The following is a 15,815-nucleotide window of genomic DNA, read 5'->3' on the forward strand; positions in this document are numbered from 1 at the left end:
TGAACGTGTTGACGCGCGAGTCATGGTCGCAGACGAAATGCCTTTAGTCCCGGAGTTGCTCCGATCGGCGGCAGGGGATCAGGCGGGGGGTTCGAGCATCGGCACGAGGAAGCGCCTGGCCACCGCGGCCAGTTGACCGTCGTCGTCGAGGTCGATGACGGCGCTGGGGATCGCCAGGAAGGAGGTGGAGATCCGCACCATCATCTCGGCCACGAGGTCGGCGTCCAGGCGCTCGGACACGTTGCCCGCCCGCTGCTCCCGGCGGAGCTGGCCGGCGACGAACTGCCGCACGGTGGCGAGGGTGCGGCCCCCGTCGGTCATCATGGACGGCACCAGCAGGTCGGGCTCCGTGGCGATGAGCCCGCCGATCAGCGGGTTGCCGCGGATGGCCCGCAACGAGCTGACGAAGCCGAGCACCACCCTGTCGGCCGGGGTGCGGGCCTGCTCGATGTCGACGAGGAACTGGTCGAAGTAGCGCCGGAACTCCCGGCGGACCACATGCTCGACCAGCGTGTCCTTGGTGTCGAAGCGCCGGTAGACGGTGATCCGGGACACCTTCGCCAGGCGCGCGACGTCCTCCATGGTGGAGCGCCTGATGCCCATCCGGCAGAACTGCTCGTAGGCCGCGTCGAGGATGCGCGCCCTCAGCTCGTCGAGGTCGCCGACCCGCTCGACGGCGTCGACGAACGCGCGCTCCAGCAACGACTCCGAGCCCGACGGCGCCATGAAGCCGGACAGCACGGATTCCACGATCACCTCCTGGTCCGGTTCCGCCTCGGGGGCGGGTCTTGTGATGTCCATCACATCGTGCTCTCATGATGATACACAGACTCAAGGTTTGTTTCTCAGTATCACCCACTTCTCGGCCTCGCACGAGAAGGAGGAAGCGGCGTGGGAGACCTCGGCAGGCGTGATTCCGGCGACGACGCCGACACGCGCCCCCTGCTCGGCGGATCTCCGGCGAGCCGATCGAGACTGCCCTGAGCGGGACCCCCCATCTCGAAGGAGTGCAGAGCATGGCAGAGCTGAGCAGGCGCGAGATCCTGATCTCGGGCACCGCCCTGGGAGCCCTCGGCGCGCTGGGCATCACCTCTCCGGCCCAGGCGAAGACCCTGGCGGACGACTGGACCTGGCCGGCCTCCGGCTCGGTCGCGGGCTCCGGCACCGGCGCCGACCCCCGATGGGTGTGGGACGACGTCGCCGATCCACTCCTCGCCTCGCTGTTCGACCGCGGCGTCATCCCCGAGGTCAACCGGCTGCTGTACGACTGGAACCGCAACGACCAGCCCCTGCCCGCCGGGCTCCCCGCCGACCTGCGGGCCTTCATCGAGCAGGCGCGTCAGCTGCCCTCGTGGGCCGACCAGGGCAAACTGGACGCCGCCTCGCGCTTCCACGCGCTCAAGGGCAACTACATCGTCGTCCTCACCATCGTCGGGGCGGGCATGCTGGCCACCGCCATCCCCAAGGAGGCCCGCGCGGTCTACTACTCGGCGGGCGGCGCCGACCTGAAGGACCGGGTCGCCAAGACGAACGTCCTGGCCTACGCGGTCAGGCCGCAGAACGCCTGGGGGCCCGGCGGGACGGCCGTGGTCGAGGCCGTCAAGACCCGGCTGGTGCACGCGGCCGTGCGGCACCTGCTCAAGTCGTCCCCCCACTGGCCGGGCCCCATCCCGATCAGCCAGGAGGACATGCTCGTCACGTGGCACACCCTGGCGACCTACTCCATGCGCGGGATGCGCGAGTGGAAGGTGCGCATCTCCGCCGGCGAGTCCGCAGCGTACCTGCACTCGTTGCAGCTGCTGGCGCACATGCTCGGCATCAGGGACGAGTTCATCCCCGCCACCTGGGACTCCTCCTACGCCCAGTCCGACATCGTGCTGCCCAGGAACATGGGGCCCACCGCCGAGGGCGTGGAGCTGAACGGCATCCTGCGGGGCATGCTCGCGGAGCTGACCAGCCCGGGCGGCATCGACAAGCCCCTGGTCAACGCGTTCTCCAGGTACCTCACCGGCAACCAGGCGGCCGACTGGAACGGCATCCCGCGCGAGCCGCTGTGGGACCCGGTCGTCAAGACCGCCTGGCCGCTGCTGGTGCAGTTCAGGGAGGGGCTGATCGGGCTGCCGCTGGTGCCCGCCGCGGCCTGGCTCCTGGACGAGATGATCAAGAAGTGGACCACGTTCTACCTGACCAAGGGCGCGCAGACCAAGATCGTGATTCCGACCGGCAACCGTCCCGGCTGACCGCCCCCGCCCAAGCGGAAGGCCCTCCCCGCCGGTGACGGGGAGGGTCTTCGGGGTGCGTGTCAGACCAGGGGGCGACGGCGCAGCCGGTAGGCGACCGCCGACACCCACAACATCGCGCCGGTGACGCCGACGGCCAGGGTCACCGAACCCCCTGGGCCGCCGCTCATCGTCCAGCCGTTCCCGGCGATGACGGCCACGCCCGCCACGAAGGACGCGACGGCCGAGCCCGGCGCCCCGGCCCGGGAGAAGTGGCGGCCGAGCACGAAGCAGGCCGCCGCCAGGGCGATGAAGGCGATCGAGCCGGAGGCCATGTGCAGCCCGGCGTGCCAGCTCATCGTCGTGGGCGGGCCCGCCGGGGTGCCGACGGGGAAGCCGTCGCCGGCGTCCATCCGGAAGATCCCGGCGAAGATCATCCCGATGCCGTTGACCAGCAGGAGGCGGGGCAGCCACCGGCTGGGGACGGCCCGGCGCAGCCCGTACGAGCCGGCGATCACCAGCGCGCCGACGACCAGGAAGTCGGCCACCTGGATCCAGCCGAGCGAGCCGGTCGACAACTGGCTGAGCGGGTGGCGGACGATGTCGAAGCCCTCGCGGGTGAGCACCTGGGCCAGGTTGACCGCCGTCCACAGGGGGGCGGCGACGGCGCCCGCGGTCAGCAGGGTGCGGGTCGAGGCGGGGGTGGCGGTGGGGGCGATGGCGGTCATGTCCCGTGTCCTTTCGTGTTCTACTGCATACGCGACGAACGGGCGATGTGACAGGGAACGCACATGAGATTTCTGCTGACGAACGTGAGCGAGCGGCGCGACGACGAGACGCTGCACGTCGAGATGGGCAGGTTCATCCAGGAGCTCACCGAGGCGGGCGTGCTGCTCGCCACCGGAGGCATGGAGCTGGGCGGCACCGTGCTCAGGTCCGCGGGCGGCGAGCTGACCGTGACCGACGGGCCCTTCGCCGAGGCCAAGGAGATGGCGGGCGGCTTCGCGCTGATCGAGGTCGGTTCGCGGGAGGAGGCGCTGGAGATCTCGCGGCGCTTCTTCGCGGTCGTCGGCGACGGCGAGTGCCACATGCGCCAGATCTACTGATGGACGCCGTCACGGCGGTCTGGCGGGAGGAGTCCGCGCGGATCGTCGCCGGGCTGGCCCGGATGCTCGGCGACGTGGGCCTGGCCGAGGAGTTCGCCCAGGACGCGCTGGTCGCCGCGCTGGAGACCTGGCCGCGCGACGGCGTACCGGACAGGCCGGGCGCGTGGCTGATGACCACCGCCAAGCGGCGCGCCCTCGACCACCTGCGCCGCGACCGGCGGCACGACCGGGTGATCGGCGAACTCCGGCCGGAGCGGCCCGGCCAGGACGAGCCGCCCGGCGACGACGTGTTGCGGCTGATGTTCGTCTCCAGCCATCCCGTGCTGCCCGCCGAGGAGCGGACCGCGCTGACGCTGCGGCTGCTCGGCGGCCTGACCACCGCGGAGATCGCCCGTGCGTTCCTGGTGCGGGAGGCGGTCGTGGCCGGACGCGTCGCGCGCGCCAAGCGCACGCTCGCCGAGGAAGGGGTGCCGTTCGAGCTGCCGCAGGGGCCCGAGCTGGCCGTACGGCTGGCGTCCGTGCTGGAGGTCATCTACCTGATCTTCAACGAGGGTTACTCGGCCACGGCGGGCGAGGACCTGATGCGGCCCGCCCTGGCGCTGGAGGCGCTGCGGCTCGGACGGCTGCTGGCCGGGCTGGCGCCGGGCGAGTCCGAGGTGCACGGGCTGGTGGCGCTGATGGAGATCCAGCAGTCGCGCGCGGACGCCCGTACCGGGCCGTCGGGGGAGCCGGTGCAGCTGCACGAGCAGGACCGGGGACGGTGGGACCGGGAGCTGATCGCGCGCGGGTTCGCCTCCATGCTGAGGGCGCGGGAGGCGGGCGGAGGGCTCGGGCCGTACGTCCTGCAGGCGGCGATCGCGGTGTGTCACGCGCGGGCGGCCGGGGCGGCCGACACGGACTGGGACCAGATCGCGGCCCTCTACGGCGCGCTGGCACGGCTGCTGCCCTCGCCGGTGGTCCGGCTCAACCAGGCGGTCGCCGTCGGCATGGCGACCGGGCCGGAGGCGGGGCTGGCGCTGGTGGACTCGCTGCTGTCGGACCCGGCGCTGCGGGACTACCCGCCGCTGTCGGCCGTCCACGGCGACCTGCTGGCGCGGGCGGGGCGCGACGCCGAGGCCGCGACGGCGTTCGAGCGGGCCGCCGCCCTCACCCGCAACACCGCCGAACGCGCCTTCCTCCTCACCCGCGCCGCCCGCCACCGCACCGCCTCCTCCCTCGCCCGTACGACGGGCGTCCGGGACATGGCCCTGCTCGGCGAGGCGGCGGACCGGTTCCTGGCGCGCACGGACCTGGACGCCGGGACGATCCGGTCGTACGGGCAGACGTTGCGGCGGCTGCGCCTGGACCTGGGGGCCGCCACGCCGCTGGCCGAGATCACGCCCGCCCTCGTGGCCAGGGTGTTCGCCGCCGCCTGGAGCATGGCCGCGCCCAGGACCTGGAACCGGCACCGCGCGGCCGTACGGTCCTTCGGCGCGTGGGCGGGCCTCGGCGACCTGCCGGCCGAGCTGCCCAGGAAGCACGACGACCGCAGGAGGCGCCCCGCCGTCGCCGATCAGGCTTTGGCCGCGCTCTGGCGGCACCCGTCGCCGCGGGAGAGGGCGCTGTGGCGGCTGGTGCACGAGTCGGGCGCCTCGGCCGCCGCCGTCCTCGCGCTCAACGTCGAGGACCTCGACCTGCCCGCCCGCCGCGCCGCCACGATCACGTGGGGCGACGGCGCCGCGGCCCTGCTGGAGGAGCTGGTCGCGGGCCGGACCGGCGGCCCGCTCTTCCTGGCCGACCGCAGGCCCGCCCCCGCCCGGACGCCGGACCCGGCCGACCTGTGCCCCGAGACCGGCAGGCGCCGCCTGTCCTACGAACGCGCCGAGTACCTGTTCAAGCAGGCCTCGGGCGGCTACACCCTGCACCAGCTCGCGACGTCGGGACGCCGTCCGGCGCCGGCGGCCGGGTAATCGGGTCGACAGGCGGGCCGGCGATGCAGTGTGATGGTCCGGCCGCCCGCCGCACCGAGGGGGCCCGTCGACGGAGTCGCCTTTGCCGGAAACCGCGGACATCCGCCCCACGATCGACGCCGCCCTGGTCAGGAGGCTGGTTGACACGCAGTTCCCGCAGTGGGCCGGGCTGCCGCTGCGACTGCTCGACCCGGCGGGCTCCGACCATGTGATCTACCGGCTGGGCGAGGAGCTGTCCGTCCGGCTGCCCCGCCATCCCGGGGCCGTCGGGCAGGCCGAGAAGGAGCGCGAGTGGCTGCCCCGGCTCGCCCCGCGGCTGCCGCTGGCCGTCCCGGTGCCGGTGGAGGTGGGGGAGCCCGGCTTCGGCTACCCGTGGCGGTGGGCGGTGTCCCGCTGGCTGGCGGGCGAGGCGGCCACCGTCGAGGCGCTGGCCGGCTCGTCCGAGGCCGCCGTGGAGCTGGCCGGATTCCTGGCCGCCCTGCAGCGGTTCATGCCCGAGTCCGTCCGGTCGCTCAAGGGACGTCCGGAACTCGGCGAGCAGCCGCTGGCGGGCCGCGACCGCGCGACGCGGGCCGCCATCGCGGCGCTCGGCGGCGTGTTCGACGGCAGGGCCATGACCGCCCTGTGGGAGGCGGCCATGAGCGCCCCCGGCTGGGACCGCGCCCCCGTCTGGTTCCACGGCGACTTCCACACCGGCAACCTGCTGACCGCCGACGGCCGGATCAGCGCGGTCATCGACTTCGGCGGCCTCGGCATCGGCGACCCGGCCTGCGACCTGACGATCGCCTTCACCCTGATGTCGGCCGGCAGCCGGGCCGCCTTCCGCGCCGCGCTCGGCGTGGACGAGGCCACCTGGACCCGGGGCCGCGGCTGGGCCCTCGCCACCGGCCTGAACGCGTACACCGCCTACGCCGCCGTCGACCCGAGGGTCGCCGCGCAGACCACCCGCCAGATCACCGAGGCCCTCGCCGGCTGAATCGGGATGTAAGAAAGCCGCCCTTCGGACCACATGTCCAGGAACGACTCGTCCACGACCGAAGGAACCGGCTTGCCCGACCCACATGAGCGCTTCACCGTGCTCTACGACACCTACCAACCGCGGGTGTACGCCTACGCGGCGAGCCGCGCCGGGCACCAACTCGCCGAGGAAGTGGTAAGCGAGACCTTCCTGGTGGCCTGGCGGCGTCTGGACGACATTCCCGGCCACGCCGAGCTGCCATGGCTCTTCCGCGTCGCCCGCAACATGCTGAGCGACAACCTCCGGCAGGTCGTACGGCGGGAGGCCCTTCAGGCCGAGCTCAGGACGTGGACCGAGTCGGCCGCCCTCGACGCGGGCGAACAGGCCACCGAGCGGGTCGCCGTGCTGCGGGCGCTGGCCAGGATGTCCGATGCCGACAAGGAGCTCCTGACCCTGACCACCTGGCACGGCCTGTCCGCCGCGGAGGCGGCCGAGGTGCTCGGCTGCACGAAGGCCGTCTTCTTCGTCCGGCCGTCGCGCCCGAGACGGACCCTGCTGACGGGCCTTCGGCTCACCGCCGTCGCGGCCGTCGCGGTCGCGGCCGTCGTCTTCGTGCGGAGCACGGACGCCCGGCTCGCCACGCCTGTCGCCATGTCCGCCCGTACCGTACTGCTCGCCGCCGCGGAGCGGATCGAGACCGCGACCCCGGCGACCGGCCGCTACTGGCACACCGTGGGGCTGAGCATGGCGCTGCGGAACGCGGGACAGGGGCCGCCCGGCGGCGGGACCCCCAAGAGCGTCGGCTACCGGGTGACGTGCACCCACGAGCTCTGGATGGCGAAGTCGGGACGAGACCCCAGCTGGCTCGTGGTCACCGCTCAGTCGGGCAAGCCGCTCACCGGCGCCGATGAGGAGACCTGGCGCCTGCAGGGCCGATGGAGGCTGGGTGACTGCGATGGGGCCGGCGTTCCCGGAGTGGGCCCGCTGACCGCGCCGCCGTTCGCCGTACGGCTCGACGACAAGCGCAACCCGGAGGTGTCCTATCCGATGGTCGGAGCCACGCCCGTCACCACGAAGCAGGTGATGGACCTGCCGGCCGATCCGGCGGCGCTCAAGAAGGTCCTTCAGCAGTGGGACCGGCAGGCCGGTCAGCAGTCGGACGAGGCGTTGTTCGCGGAGGCCGTCAGTCTGCTGTCGCAACTTCCGACCACGCCCAGGATACGGGCCGCGCTCTACCGGATGCTCGCCGACCTTCCGGGCGTGAAGAACCTCGGCAGGATCAGCGACCCCCTGGGACGGGTGGGGACAGGGATAGAGCTCCAGGGCGGAACGCAACGGATCGTCATCGACGAGGCGTCGGGCCGCCCGCTGGCCATGGAGGACCGGCTCGACGGAGACGAGCTCTCCGCGTGGACCGCTCTGACGGCGTCCGGCTGGACCGACGCGAGACCGGTGCTGCCCGAGCAGCGCTGAGCACAAGCCCGCGAACCCGGCCTGAAATGAGAGGGACGGACAATATGGTCCCGGCATGAACTGTGTTTCCGCCACCATGCCGGGTCCGTGGGCAGCGAAGCTGACCGGCGCCTTCGAGATCCTGCTCGGCCGTCCGCTGTCGAGTTTCGACGCGGACGCCACCTATGCGACGTTCTTCGGCGGCAACCTCATCGACGAGCTCGGCTTCGCGCGTGACGTCGCCTGGGTGACCCCGGCCGCCCTCGCCGGCGCCGAGCCGGTCGTCTGGGACTGCCCGATCTTCGACGTGGACGAGCCGCCGACGACGTTCGACGCGAGCCGGTCGGTCTTCGAGTTCGACAAGGCGGGGCTGCCGCCGGAGTTCGCGGCGGACCTGGCGGCGGTGTGCTTCGCGGACCGGCTCGTCCTGGGCGGTGATCTGGTTCCCCTGCTCGCCCGGCACGACCTCGCCGGGCCCGGCCTGCGGGACGCCTGGACCGTCAGCCACCCGCGGCTGGTCTCCGACGGCACGCTCTTTGACGCGATGCGGGTCGCCACCGCGCTCGGCACGGGCCCCGAGAGCCTGCTCCCGTTCGAGGCGGAGGCGGCCGAGGAGTGGCAGGAGGCGCTGGGCGGCCTCACCCCGCCCGAACTGTTCACCCACCTGAGCTTCTTCTGCACCGACGGCGAGGAGGGGCTGATGTACCTGCGGACCGAGCGCACGGGCGGCGACCTGCTCGGCGACGTGGGCTGCACGCTGATCGCGAACTGGGAGGAGGGGCAGAGCCAGGTCGAGTTCGCGGTCGTCCGGGTCGGCGAGCTCCTGGCGGCGCCGCGCCCGTCCTGACGGACGGGCCGGGCCGCGCGTCGAGCTCGATGTGGGTCAGGCCGGGCGGTAGGGGCGGAACGTGCGGCGCAGGTCCGCCACCCATTCCCCGGGGATCTCCCAGGGGATGAAATGGCCGCCGCGGTCGTGGGCGGTGATGTCGACGTGGTTGTACCAGGCGCCCCGCTCGCCGTCGACGAAGCCCTGGATCCGCTGTTCGCCGGTCGTCACGCCGGGCGGGTTCTCGTAGCCGACGAACGTGATGCCCGTGGGCGCCTCGACGACCGGCCACCGGTCGTGCGACGGCGTCCAGGGGTAGCGGTTGTTGTTGGCGTAGGTGCGGATCGAGCTGTCGATCGTGTTGCCCGCCCAGAAGATCGTCGCGTGGGTGAGCAGGTCGTCCTTGGTGAACACGTTCTCGATGTCGCCGCCGTTGTCGGACCACTTCGTCCAGCGTTCCAGGATCCAGGCCAGCATGCCGGCGGGGGAGTCGGCCAGCCCGAAGCCGAGCGTGGACGGCGCCAGCACGTGCGCCGCCAGATGCACCGCGAACCGCCTGTCCAGCTCGACGATCCGGGCGTGCACGTCGGCGGGCAGGCCGTCGGGGATGGGCATGCCGCCGCTCAGGTCCCAGGCGCGGTCGCCGTTGAACATGGTGAGCTTCTGCGCCGAGCCGATGTGGACGGCGTACAGCTCGTCGGCGTACTTGTGGCCGAGCTGCCCGGTGACCAGCGCCCCGACGTCGCACCCGGCGGCGGCGTACCGGTCATGGCCCAGGACGCCGGTCATCAGCTCGTGCCACACATCGGCGATCTTCCAGAAGTTCATGTCCGGTCGGTGGTCGAGCGGGGCCGAGAAGCCGAACCCCGGCAACGACGGCACGATCACGTCGAACGCCTCCGCCGGATCGCCACCGTGGGCGCCCGGATCGGCGAGCGGGTCGATCACCTTCGACCAGTGCCAGAACGTCCAGGGCCAGCCGTGGCTGAGGATCAGCGGCACCGGGGCGGGGCCGACGCCGGGCTTGCGCATGAAGTGCACGGGCACGCCGCCGACGTCCACGCGGTAGTGCTCGTAGGCGTTGATCGCGCGCTCGGCCGCACGCCAGTCGAAGCCGTCGGCCCAGTAGGCGACCAGCTCGCGCAGGTGGTCGCCGCGCACGCCGTAGAAGCCGTCCTCGTTCCCGGCGGTGGCCGGCCATCTGGTCAGGGCGAGCCTGCGGCGCAGGTCGTCGAGCACCTCGTCGGGGACGTGCAGCGGCTCGGGGCGCAGCGGGAAGGGGCGATTCGTCAAGGGGACCGTTCTCCTAGTCTTCGACACGCGCGGCGATCTCGGTCAGGCGGCCCAGGAGGCCCGCGTACCGGGCCAGCGCCGCGCGCTCCTCATCGCTCAGGTGCTCCACCAGGCGGGCGACCCGCGCCACCCGGTCGGCGCGCCGGGAGCGGACGATGCCCATGCCCTCCTCGGTGAGGGTGAGCAGGACGGCGCGCCCGTCGCGCGGGTCGGGACGGCGTGAGACCAGCCCGTCCCGTTCGAGCTTGGCCACCAGGGTCGTGAGCGCGGGCTGTTTGAGCTGTTCCGTCGCCGTCAGGTCGGTGAGCCGCATCGGACCCTTGCCCGCCAGCGTGTGCAGCACGGACAGGGTCGAGAAGCTGAGCCGTCTGACCGAGGGCAGCCGGATGAAGTACGTGTTGAACTCCTCGATCGCGCCGACCAGCTCGTCGAGGTCCAGGGCGGGGCCGTGGCCCGCCTGCGCAGATGCCACGACCCATTTATATCGAACTTCGATATAAGCGAGGAGAGCCGACTTTCGGTGAACTAAACCGTTATTAAGGGGGAGGTCGCGGCCGGCAGGTCGGTCTCCGGATCGAAGAGGACCTTGGACAGATGGTCGACGCCGTGGCACACGGCCCCGATCGCCACGCACTCGTCCCCGAGCACGGAGGCCCGCAGCTCGGGCGTGCGCAGGCACATCGTCTCCAGCTCGACCCGCAGCGGCTCCATGAGCACGTCCGCCGAGCGGGAGAAGCCCCCGCCGAGCACCACCAGGTCGGGATCGACGGTGAGGGCCATCGCGGTGGTGGCCAGCGCGAGCACCTTGACGTAGCGCAGGACGGCGCGGCGTGCCTCGACGTCACCCCGCCTGGCGGCCTCGAACACCGCTCCCGCGACCGCCTCGGGCGGTGTGCCGGGCTCGACCGAGGGGACGGCCTGCAGGAGCTCGCCCACGTAACCGAGGTTGAACAGCGGATGCACGCCGATCTCGCCCGCCGCGCCGCCGCCGCCGCGCAGGGGGACCCCGTCGAGCACGACGGCGGCGCCGGCCCGGCGGCCGACGTGCAGGAAGACCAGGTTCCGCGCGTCGCGGGCGATGCCCCTGCGGCACTCGGCCAGCGCGGCGAGCCTGCTGTCGTTCTCCACCAGGACGGGGCAGCGCAGCCGGGCGCCGAGATGGTCGGCCAGCGGCACGTCCGACCAGTCCTGGATGGCGCGCGAGAGCACGACGCGTCCTTGCAGGTCGACATAGCCCGTGCTGCCCGCGACCGCGAGCCAGACGTCGGAGGCGGCGGTGCCCGAGCCGGTCAGGCAGGACTCGATGGCCCGGTCCACGGCGGCCAGGCGCTCGGTGCGCGGCTGCTCGGGGGAGGCCGGCTCCCGCGTGGTGTGCAGGACGTTGCCGTCGAGGTCGGCCACGACAGCGAGCACCTTGTGCGCTCCTATGTCGAGCCCGAGCACCCGGCCCGCCTCGGCGTGGAACCGGTAGCGGCGCGCGGGCCTGCCCTTCTCCCCGCCGTTCGGGTCCATCTGGATCACCCAGCCCAGCTCCATCAGGTCCTTGACCACCACCTTGATGGTGGCTCTGGCCAGGTCGGCGCGCTCGGCGAGCTGGGTCAGCGTCGCCGGCCCGCCCGCGCGCAGGGCCGAGAGCGCGGCGATCGCGTTGAGCCGCCGGAGCCGCTGAAGGTCGCCGCCGGTCACGGAGAGCGTCACTGAGAACCCTTCTTGACGAATCTTAATGGTGAGCTACATCATAAATCCAGATCGAGGCGCTCACCCAGAAAAGAGGCCAGATCATGGGCGTGGCCGCGGGCGGTTCGCGGCGACCGGAAGCCGAGCGCCATGGTACGACCCGCCGCCCACCCTGTCACTGACCGCCGATCCCCACCCCCCGACCCCTCAGGGACCTGTCTTGCTGCTGCCGCGACCCGTCCATCTGACCCGAGACGGCGGGGAACCCTTCGCCCTCACCACGACCACAGTGATCGCCGCGCCTCCCGGGCTCTCGCGGGTGGAGGGCTGGCTGCGTACCGTGCTGTTCCCGGTGACCGGCCTGCCGCTGCCTCCCGGAGCGCCGGGGCCCGGCGCGATCGAGCTCACCCTGACCGACGGGCTCGGCCCCGAGGGCTACCGCCTGACCGTACGCCCGGACGGGGTGCGCATCGAGGCCGGTGACGCGGCCGGGGCGTTCTACGGCGCGCAGACCCTGCGCCAGCTGCTTCCGCCCGACGCCTTCCGCAGCGGCGCGGTCGGCGAGCGGGACTGGCACCTCGCCCCGGTCACCGTCGCCGACCGGCCGCGCTTCCGGTGGCGGGGCTGTCTGATCGACGTGGCCAGGCACTTCCTGCCCAAGCCCGACCTGCTGCGGTACATCGACCTGCTGGCCGCCCACAAGCTCAACGTGCTGCACCTGCACCTCACCGACGACCAGGGCTGGCGGGTGGAGGTGACGGGATACCCGAAGCTCACCGAGGTCGGCGCGTGGCGCAGGGAGAGCCCGCTCGGTTCCCGCCGGGACGACATGTTCGACGGCCGCCCGCACGGCGGCTTCTACACGCAGGAGGACCTGCGGGAGATCGTGTCGTACGCGGCCGACAGGTTCGTCACCGTGGTGCCGGAGATCGAGCTGCCCGGACACTCGCAGGCGGCCATCGCGGCCTATCCGGAGCTGGGCAACCTCGACGAACGGCTGGAGGTCGCCACCAGGTGGGGCGTCTCGCCCAACGTGCTCAACGTCGAGGACGCCACGCTCGCCTTCTACCGGGACGTGCTCGACCAGGTCATGGACATCTTCCCCGGCGAGTACGTCTGCGTGGGCGGCGACGAGTGCCCCAAGGAGCAGTGGCGGCGCAGCCCGTCGGCCCAGCGGCGCATCCGCGAGCTCGGCCTGCGCGACGAGGCGGAGCTGCAGAGCTGGTTCATCCACCGGTTCTCCGACCACCTGGCGGCGCGCGGGCGCCGCCTGCTGGGATGGGACGAGATCATCGAGGGTGGCCTGCCGCCGGGGGCGACGGTCGCGTCCTGGCGCGGGACGTACGGCGCGGTCGTGGCGGCGAAGGCCGGGCACGACGTGGTCACCTGCCCCTTCACCGAGCTCTACCTCGACTTCCGTCAGTCGGACCGCTCCGACGAGCCGGTCCCGATCGGCAGCGTGATCTCCTTACGCGACGTCTACGCCTACGAGCCGGTGCCCGCGGAGCTGACGGAGGCCGAGGCCGGCCGCGTGCTCGGCGCGCAGGCCAACCTCTGGACCGAGCACATCGACTCGCCCCGCGCGCTCGACTACATGGCCTTCCCCAGGCTCTCGGCCTTCGCCGAGGTCGTGTGGAGCCCCGGCGGAGGCGACTACGAGGACTTCCGGGCACGGCTGCACCACCACGAGCGACGGCTCGCCGCGCTGGGCGTGGAGTACCGCAAGGAGACCGGCCCCGAGCCGTGGCAGACCCGGCCGGACGTCCGCGGCTGGCCGCGGGAGCGGGCGGAGACCGAGGCCGAGGTGGCTGCCTGGACCCGCGACCTGCGGCGGAACCACAGCGAAGGGAAGCGGTCATGATCAAGCGCCTGTTCGTCATCCTGGTCGGCCTGTCCCTGCTCGGACCGGTCGCCCCGGCCCAGGCGGCGGCTCCCCAGGTGTCGGCCTACTTCAGCAGGCCGAGCGTCGACGGCACGCTCGACGGCTCCCTGCTGACCAGGCTGCTGGACCTGATCAACCTGGCCGCCCCCGACTCCACCCTGCGCGTGGCGACCTTCGTGCTGGAGATCGAGGCCGTCAAGGACGCTCTGGCGGCGGCGCACGAGCGGCGTGTCGACGTGCGGGTGGTGTCCGAAGGGTCCGGGTCCCACCCGTTGCTCGACGAGCTGGCCGCCGCCGGCGTGCCGGTCACGCTCTGCGACAGGGGCTGCAACGGGCCGGACACCGACATCAGCCACCACAAGTTCTTCGTGTTCAGCCGGCTCACGGACGGCAGGACCGACGTGGTCGTGCAGAGCTCGCAGAATCTCAGCCCCGAGAACGGCATGCACCAGAACATGCTGATCAGCACGGGCGACGCCGGGCTGGCCGACGGCTACCGGCAGGCGTTCGACACGCTGGCCTCCCGGGTGCGGACCACCTGGCGGGCGCCGTTCACCTCCACCAGTGGCAAGGTCACGGTCTGGATGGAGCCCCGCGACACCGCCTACGACCAGACCGCCTACGGCAGCGCCGACCTGGTCGCGGCCATGATCCGCGACGTGGGCTGCCCCGGCACGATCCGCGTGGCGCAGTCGCAGTTCGCCACGGACCGGCCGCTGGTCATCGCGGAGCTCAAGGCGAAGAAGCAGCAGGGCTGCGACGTCCAGGTGCTCGTGGCCGAGGGCAACCAGACGGTCGCGACCGCCCAGGAACTCGCCAAGGGCGGGATCGTGGTGCACACCTTCCGGCCCGGCGGCTGCCGCTACCCGGCGGGCGGCACCTGCGCGCCCGACGGCCTCCACTCGAAGATCGTCCTGGTGGACGGGCCGTCGGCGGCGGCGGGCGGCGCGCGGCGCAGCTACGTCTACACCGGCTCCCACAACCTCAACAACGGCTCCCTGACCGCCTCGGACGACTCCTTCGTCCGCGTCGACGACGCGGCGACCTACGCGCTGTACGACGCGGACTTCACCTCCATGCTGGACGAGATGATCAAGATCGTCCCCAGGGCGTACCCGGGGGCCGGGCTCCAGATGGCCGCCAACGGCCCCGACGACCAGCGCGCCCCCAGGGCGGCCGCCATGCGATCCGGCTACACGGCGGTGACCTGGGAGGACGACCGCGACCGCGCCTCCGTGGACGGCACCGAGATCTACGCGCGCATCTACCGCGACGGGCAGCCGGTGACCGGCCCCGTGAAGGTCTCCATGGGCGGGGTCGGCTGCGCCACCGGCTGGAACCACGTGCAGCCGTCGGCCGGCGTGGACGACGCGGGCAACGCGTACGTCGCCTGGGCCGAGGACGGCGACTGCCGCGGCGAGCACAACATCGCGGTGCGCAGGCTCTCGCCGTCGGGCACGCTGAGCCCGGCGATCTGGGCCAACGAGCCGCAGTGGAGCGGCGACCAGACCCGGCCGAGGATCGCGGTCCGCGGCGGCGGCGGGTTCACGGTGGTGTGGGAGGACGGGCCGAGCGGAACCGTCCGCGCGGCCGGTTACTCCTCCCTGACCGCCCGCGCCTTCGCCCCGCTCCAGGTGGGCACGGGCGACCGGCCGGACGTGGCCGTCGACGGCGCGGGCGCCGCGACCGTGGTCTGGCAGCAGGCGCCCGACGTGTACGGCAGGCGGCTCTCGGCGACCGGCGCGACCGTGGCGCCCGCCACGAGGATCAACACCAACGCCGCCACCCAGCACCTGGCCCCCGCCGTGGCCACGACCCCGGGCGGCGACAGCGTCGTGGCCTGGAGCGACAACGTGGCGGTCACCGGCGGCGACGTGACGACCGTCTGGCGGGTGCGGACGCGGGGCCTGACGCCGTCCCTGGGACAGCGGTTCGCGGAGACCCCCGTCGCGTTCGGGCAGTACGCGCCGAACACGCCCTCCGACGGCGGCAAGGAGTACCCGCCGCTGTGCGGGGAGGTGTCCTCGGTGGACAGGTGCGCCGTCCAGGGGACGCCGTCCGTGGCCGTGGACGACACCGGCCGGTTCGTGGTCGGCTGGACCGAGTCCGACGCGTGGAACGCCGGCCGCTCCCACGAGGTGTACGCCCGCGGCTTCAACGCCGACGGGACGACGACCGGCCGCTTCCCCTGCGAGCGCATGAACCCGAACACGGTCGGCGACCAGTCGGGCACCGCCGTCGCCGCCGACGGCCGCGGCTTCCACCTCTTCTACGTCGAGGACTTCGACGTCAACGGATACGGCGACGTCGTGGCCAGGACAGGCTTCACCAACACCGGATTCTGAGCCCGCCGCCGTTCACCGCCCGCCGCCCCCGCGCGGGCGGACCCGCCGAGATCGAGACCTGATCATCACCCCCGACGCCGTCCTCCGGCCTGCCCGCCGACGGCTTAC

Annotated in this window: 13 protein-coding genes; 8 read left to right on the forward strand and 5 right to left on the reverse strand. The window is 72.6% G+C overall.

Annotation, left to right across the window (positions count from 1 at the left end; genetic code table 11):
- Positions 1 to 78: 78 nt before the first annotated feature.
- Positions 79 to 801 carry a TetR family transcriptional regulator gene (locus tag ACIA8R_RS26390; protein WP_364092009.1) on the reverse strand — a complete coding sequence of 241 codons (723 nt, stop codon included), beginning with the start codon at positions 799 to 801 and terminating at the stop codon, positions 79 to 81.
- Between the two features lie 215 nt (positions 802 to 1,016).
- On the opposite strand from ACIA8R_RS26390, the gene ACIA8R_RS26395 reads away from it, so the two are divergent.
- Entirely contained in the window at positions 1,017 to 2,240 is a 1,224-nt protein-coding gene (locus ACIA8R_RS26395; protein WP_364092011.1) for an oxygenase MpaB family protein, read from the forward strand.
- A gap of 62 nt (positions 2,241 to 2,302) precedes the next feature.
- Here the strand turns inward: ACIA8R_RS26395 and ACIA8R_RS26400 are convergent, their stop codons facing one another.
- Entirely contained in the window at positions 2,303 to 2,947 is a 645-nt protein-coding gene (locus tag ACIA8R_RS26400; protein ID WP_397040935.1) for a DUF998 domain-containing protein, read from the reverse strand.
- 63 nt (positions 2,948 to 3,010) lie between these two features.
- Between ACIA8R_RS26400 and ACIA8R_RS26405 the strand changes: the two genes are divergently transcribed.
- The 5 genes from ACIA8R_RS26405 to ACIA8R_RS26425 all read left to right on the forward strand — a co-directional run bounded on the left by ACIA8R_RS26405 (position 3,011) and on the right by ACIA8R_RS26425 (position 8,531).
- A complete protein-coding gene (locus tag ACIA8R_RS26405) occupies positions 3,011 to 3,325 on the forward strand; it encodes a YciI family protein (protein WP_364092015.1) in 315 nt (104 codons plus the stop codon).
- Positions 3,325 to 5,274, forward strand: a complete 1,950-nt coding sequence (locus ACIA8R_RS26410; RefSeq protein ID WP_397040936.1) for a DUF6596 domain-containing protein — start codon at positions 3,325 to 3,327, stop codon at positions 5,272 to 5,274. Before ACIA8R_RS26405 ends, ACIA8R_RS26410 begins: the two co-directional genes overlap by 1 nt.
- 82 nt (positions 5,275 to 5,356) lie before the next feature.
- Positions 5,357 to 6,250, forward strand: coding sequence for an aminoglycoside phosphotransferase family protein (locus ACIA8R_RS26415; RefSeq protein WP_397040938.1), 894 nt, complete (start codon positions 5,357 to 5,359; stop codon positions 6,248 to 6,250).
- 72 nt (positions 6,251 to 6,322) lie between these two features.
- Positions 6,323 to 7,705, forward strand: a complete 1,383-nt coding sequence (locus ACIA8R_RS26420) for a CU044_5270 family protein (protein ID WP_397040939.1) — start codon at positions 6,323 to 6,325, stop codon at positions 7,703 to 7,705.
- A gap of 55 nt (positions 7,706 to 7,760) precedes the next feature.
- Positions 7,761 to 8,531, forward strand: coding sequence for a hypothetical protein (locus ACIA8R_RS26425; RefSeq protein ID WP_364092021.1), 771 nt, complete (start codon positions 7,761 to 7,763; stop codon positions 8,529 to 8,531).
- A 36-nt stretch (positions 8,532 to 8,567) separates the two neighbouring features.
- Here the strand turns inward: ACIA8R_RS26425 and ACIA8R_RS26430 are convergent, their stop codons facing one another.
- The 3 genes from ACIA8R_RS26430 to ACIA8R_RS26440 are packed head-to-tail and all read right to left on the reverse strand — an operon-like array spanning position 8,568 to position 11,501.
- A complete protein-coding gene (locus ACIA8R_RS26430; RefSeq protein ID WP_364092023.1) occupies positions 8,568 to 9,803 on the reverse strand; it encodes an epoxide hydrolase in 1,236 nt (411 codons plus the stop codon).
- Between the two features lie 13 nt (positions 9,804 to 9,816).
- Positions 9,817 to 10,275 (reverse strand): MarR family winged helix-turn-helix transcriptional regulator, encoded by a 459-nt coding sequence (locus ACIA8R_RS26435; RefSeq protein ID WP_397040941.1) that lies wholly within the window; start codon positions 10,273 to 10,275, stop codon positions 9,817 to 9,819.
- A 53-nt stretch (positions 10,276 to 10,328) separates the two neighbouring features.
- Positions 10,329 to 11,501 (reverse strand): ROK family protein, encoded by a 1,173-nt coding sequence (locus tag ACIA8R_RS26440; protein ID WP_397040943.1) that lies wholly within the window; start codon positions 11,499 to 11,501, stop codon positions 10,329 to 10,331.
- 199 nt (positions 11,502 to 11,700) lie between these two features.
- On the opposite strand from ACIA8R_RS26440, the gene ACIA8R_RS26445 reads away from it, so the two are divergent.
- Positions 11,701 to 13,341, forward strand: coding sequence for a beta-N-acetylhexosaminidase (locus ACIA8R_RS26445; protein WP_357707373.1), 1,641 nt, complete (start codon positions 11,701 to 11,703; stop codon positions 13,339 to 13,341).
- Complete coding sequence (locus ACIA8R_RS26450; RefSeq protein ID WP_397040945.1) at positions 13,338 to 15,707, forward strand: phosphatidylserine/phosphatidylglycerophosphate/cardiolipin synthase family protein; 2,370 nt, start codon at positions 13,338 to 13,340, stop codon at positions 15,705 to 15,707. Before ACIA8R_RS26445 ends, ACIA8R_RS26450 begins: the two co-directional genes overlap by 4 nt.
- Positions 15,708 to 15,815 lie beyond the last annotated feature (108 nt).

The sequence above is a fragment of the Nonomuraea sp. NPDC051191 genome (assembly GCF_044455665.1).
Lineage (GTDB): Bacteria > Actinomycetota > Actinomycetes > Streptosporangiales > Streptosporangiaceae > Nonomuraea.

What these genes read in the sequence shown, in the direction of transcription:
- ACIA8R_RS26395 (WP_364092011.1), top strand. Translation starts at nt 1,017, where the DNA reads ATGGCAGAGCTGAGCAGGCGCGAGATCCTGATCTCGGGCACCGCCCTG.
- ACIA8R_RS26450 (WP_397040945.1), top strand. Translation starts at nt 13,338, where the DNA reads ATGATCAAGCGCCTGTTCGTCATCCTGGTCGGCCTGTCCCTGCTCGGA.
- ACIA8R_RS26390 (WP_364092009.1), bottom strand. Translation starts at nt 801, where the DNA reads ATGGACATCACAAGACCCGCCCCCGAGGCGGAACCGGACCAGGAGGTG.
- ACIA8R_RS26400 (WP_397040935.1), bottom strand. Translation starts at nt 2,947, where the DNA reads ATGACCGCCATCGCCCCCACCGCCACCCCCGCCTCGACCCGCACCCTG.
- ACIA8R_RS26425 (WP_364092021.1), top strand. Translation starts at nt 7,761, where the DNA reads ATGAACTGTGTTTCCGCCACCATGCCGGGTCCGTGGGCAGCGAAGCTG.
- ACIA8R_RS26410 (WP_397040936.1), top strand. Translation starts at nt 3,325, where the DNA reads ATGGACGCCGTCACGGCGGTCTGGCGGGAGGAGTCCGCGCGGATCGTC.
- ACIA8R_RS26405 (WP_364092015.1), top strand. Translation starts at nt 3,011, where the DNA reads ATGAGATTTCTGCTGACGAACGTGAGCGAGCGGCGCGACGACGAGACG.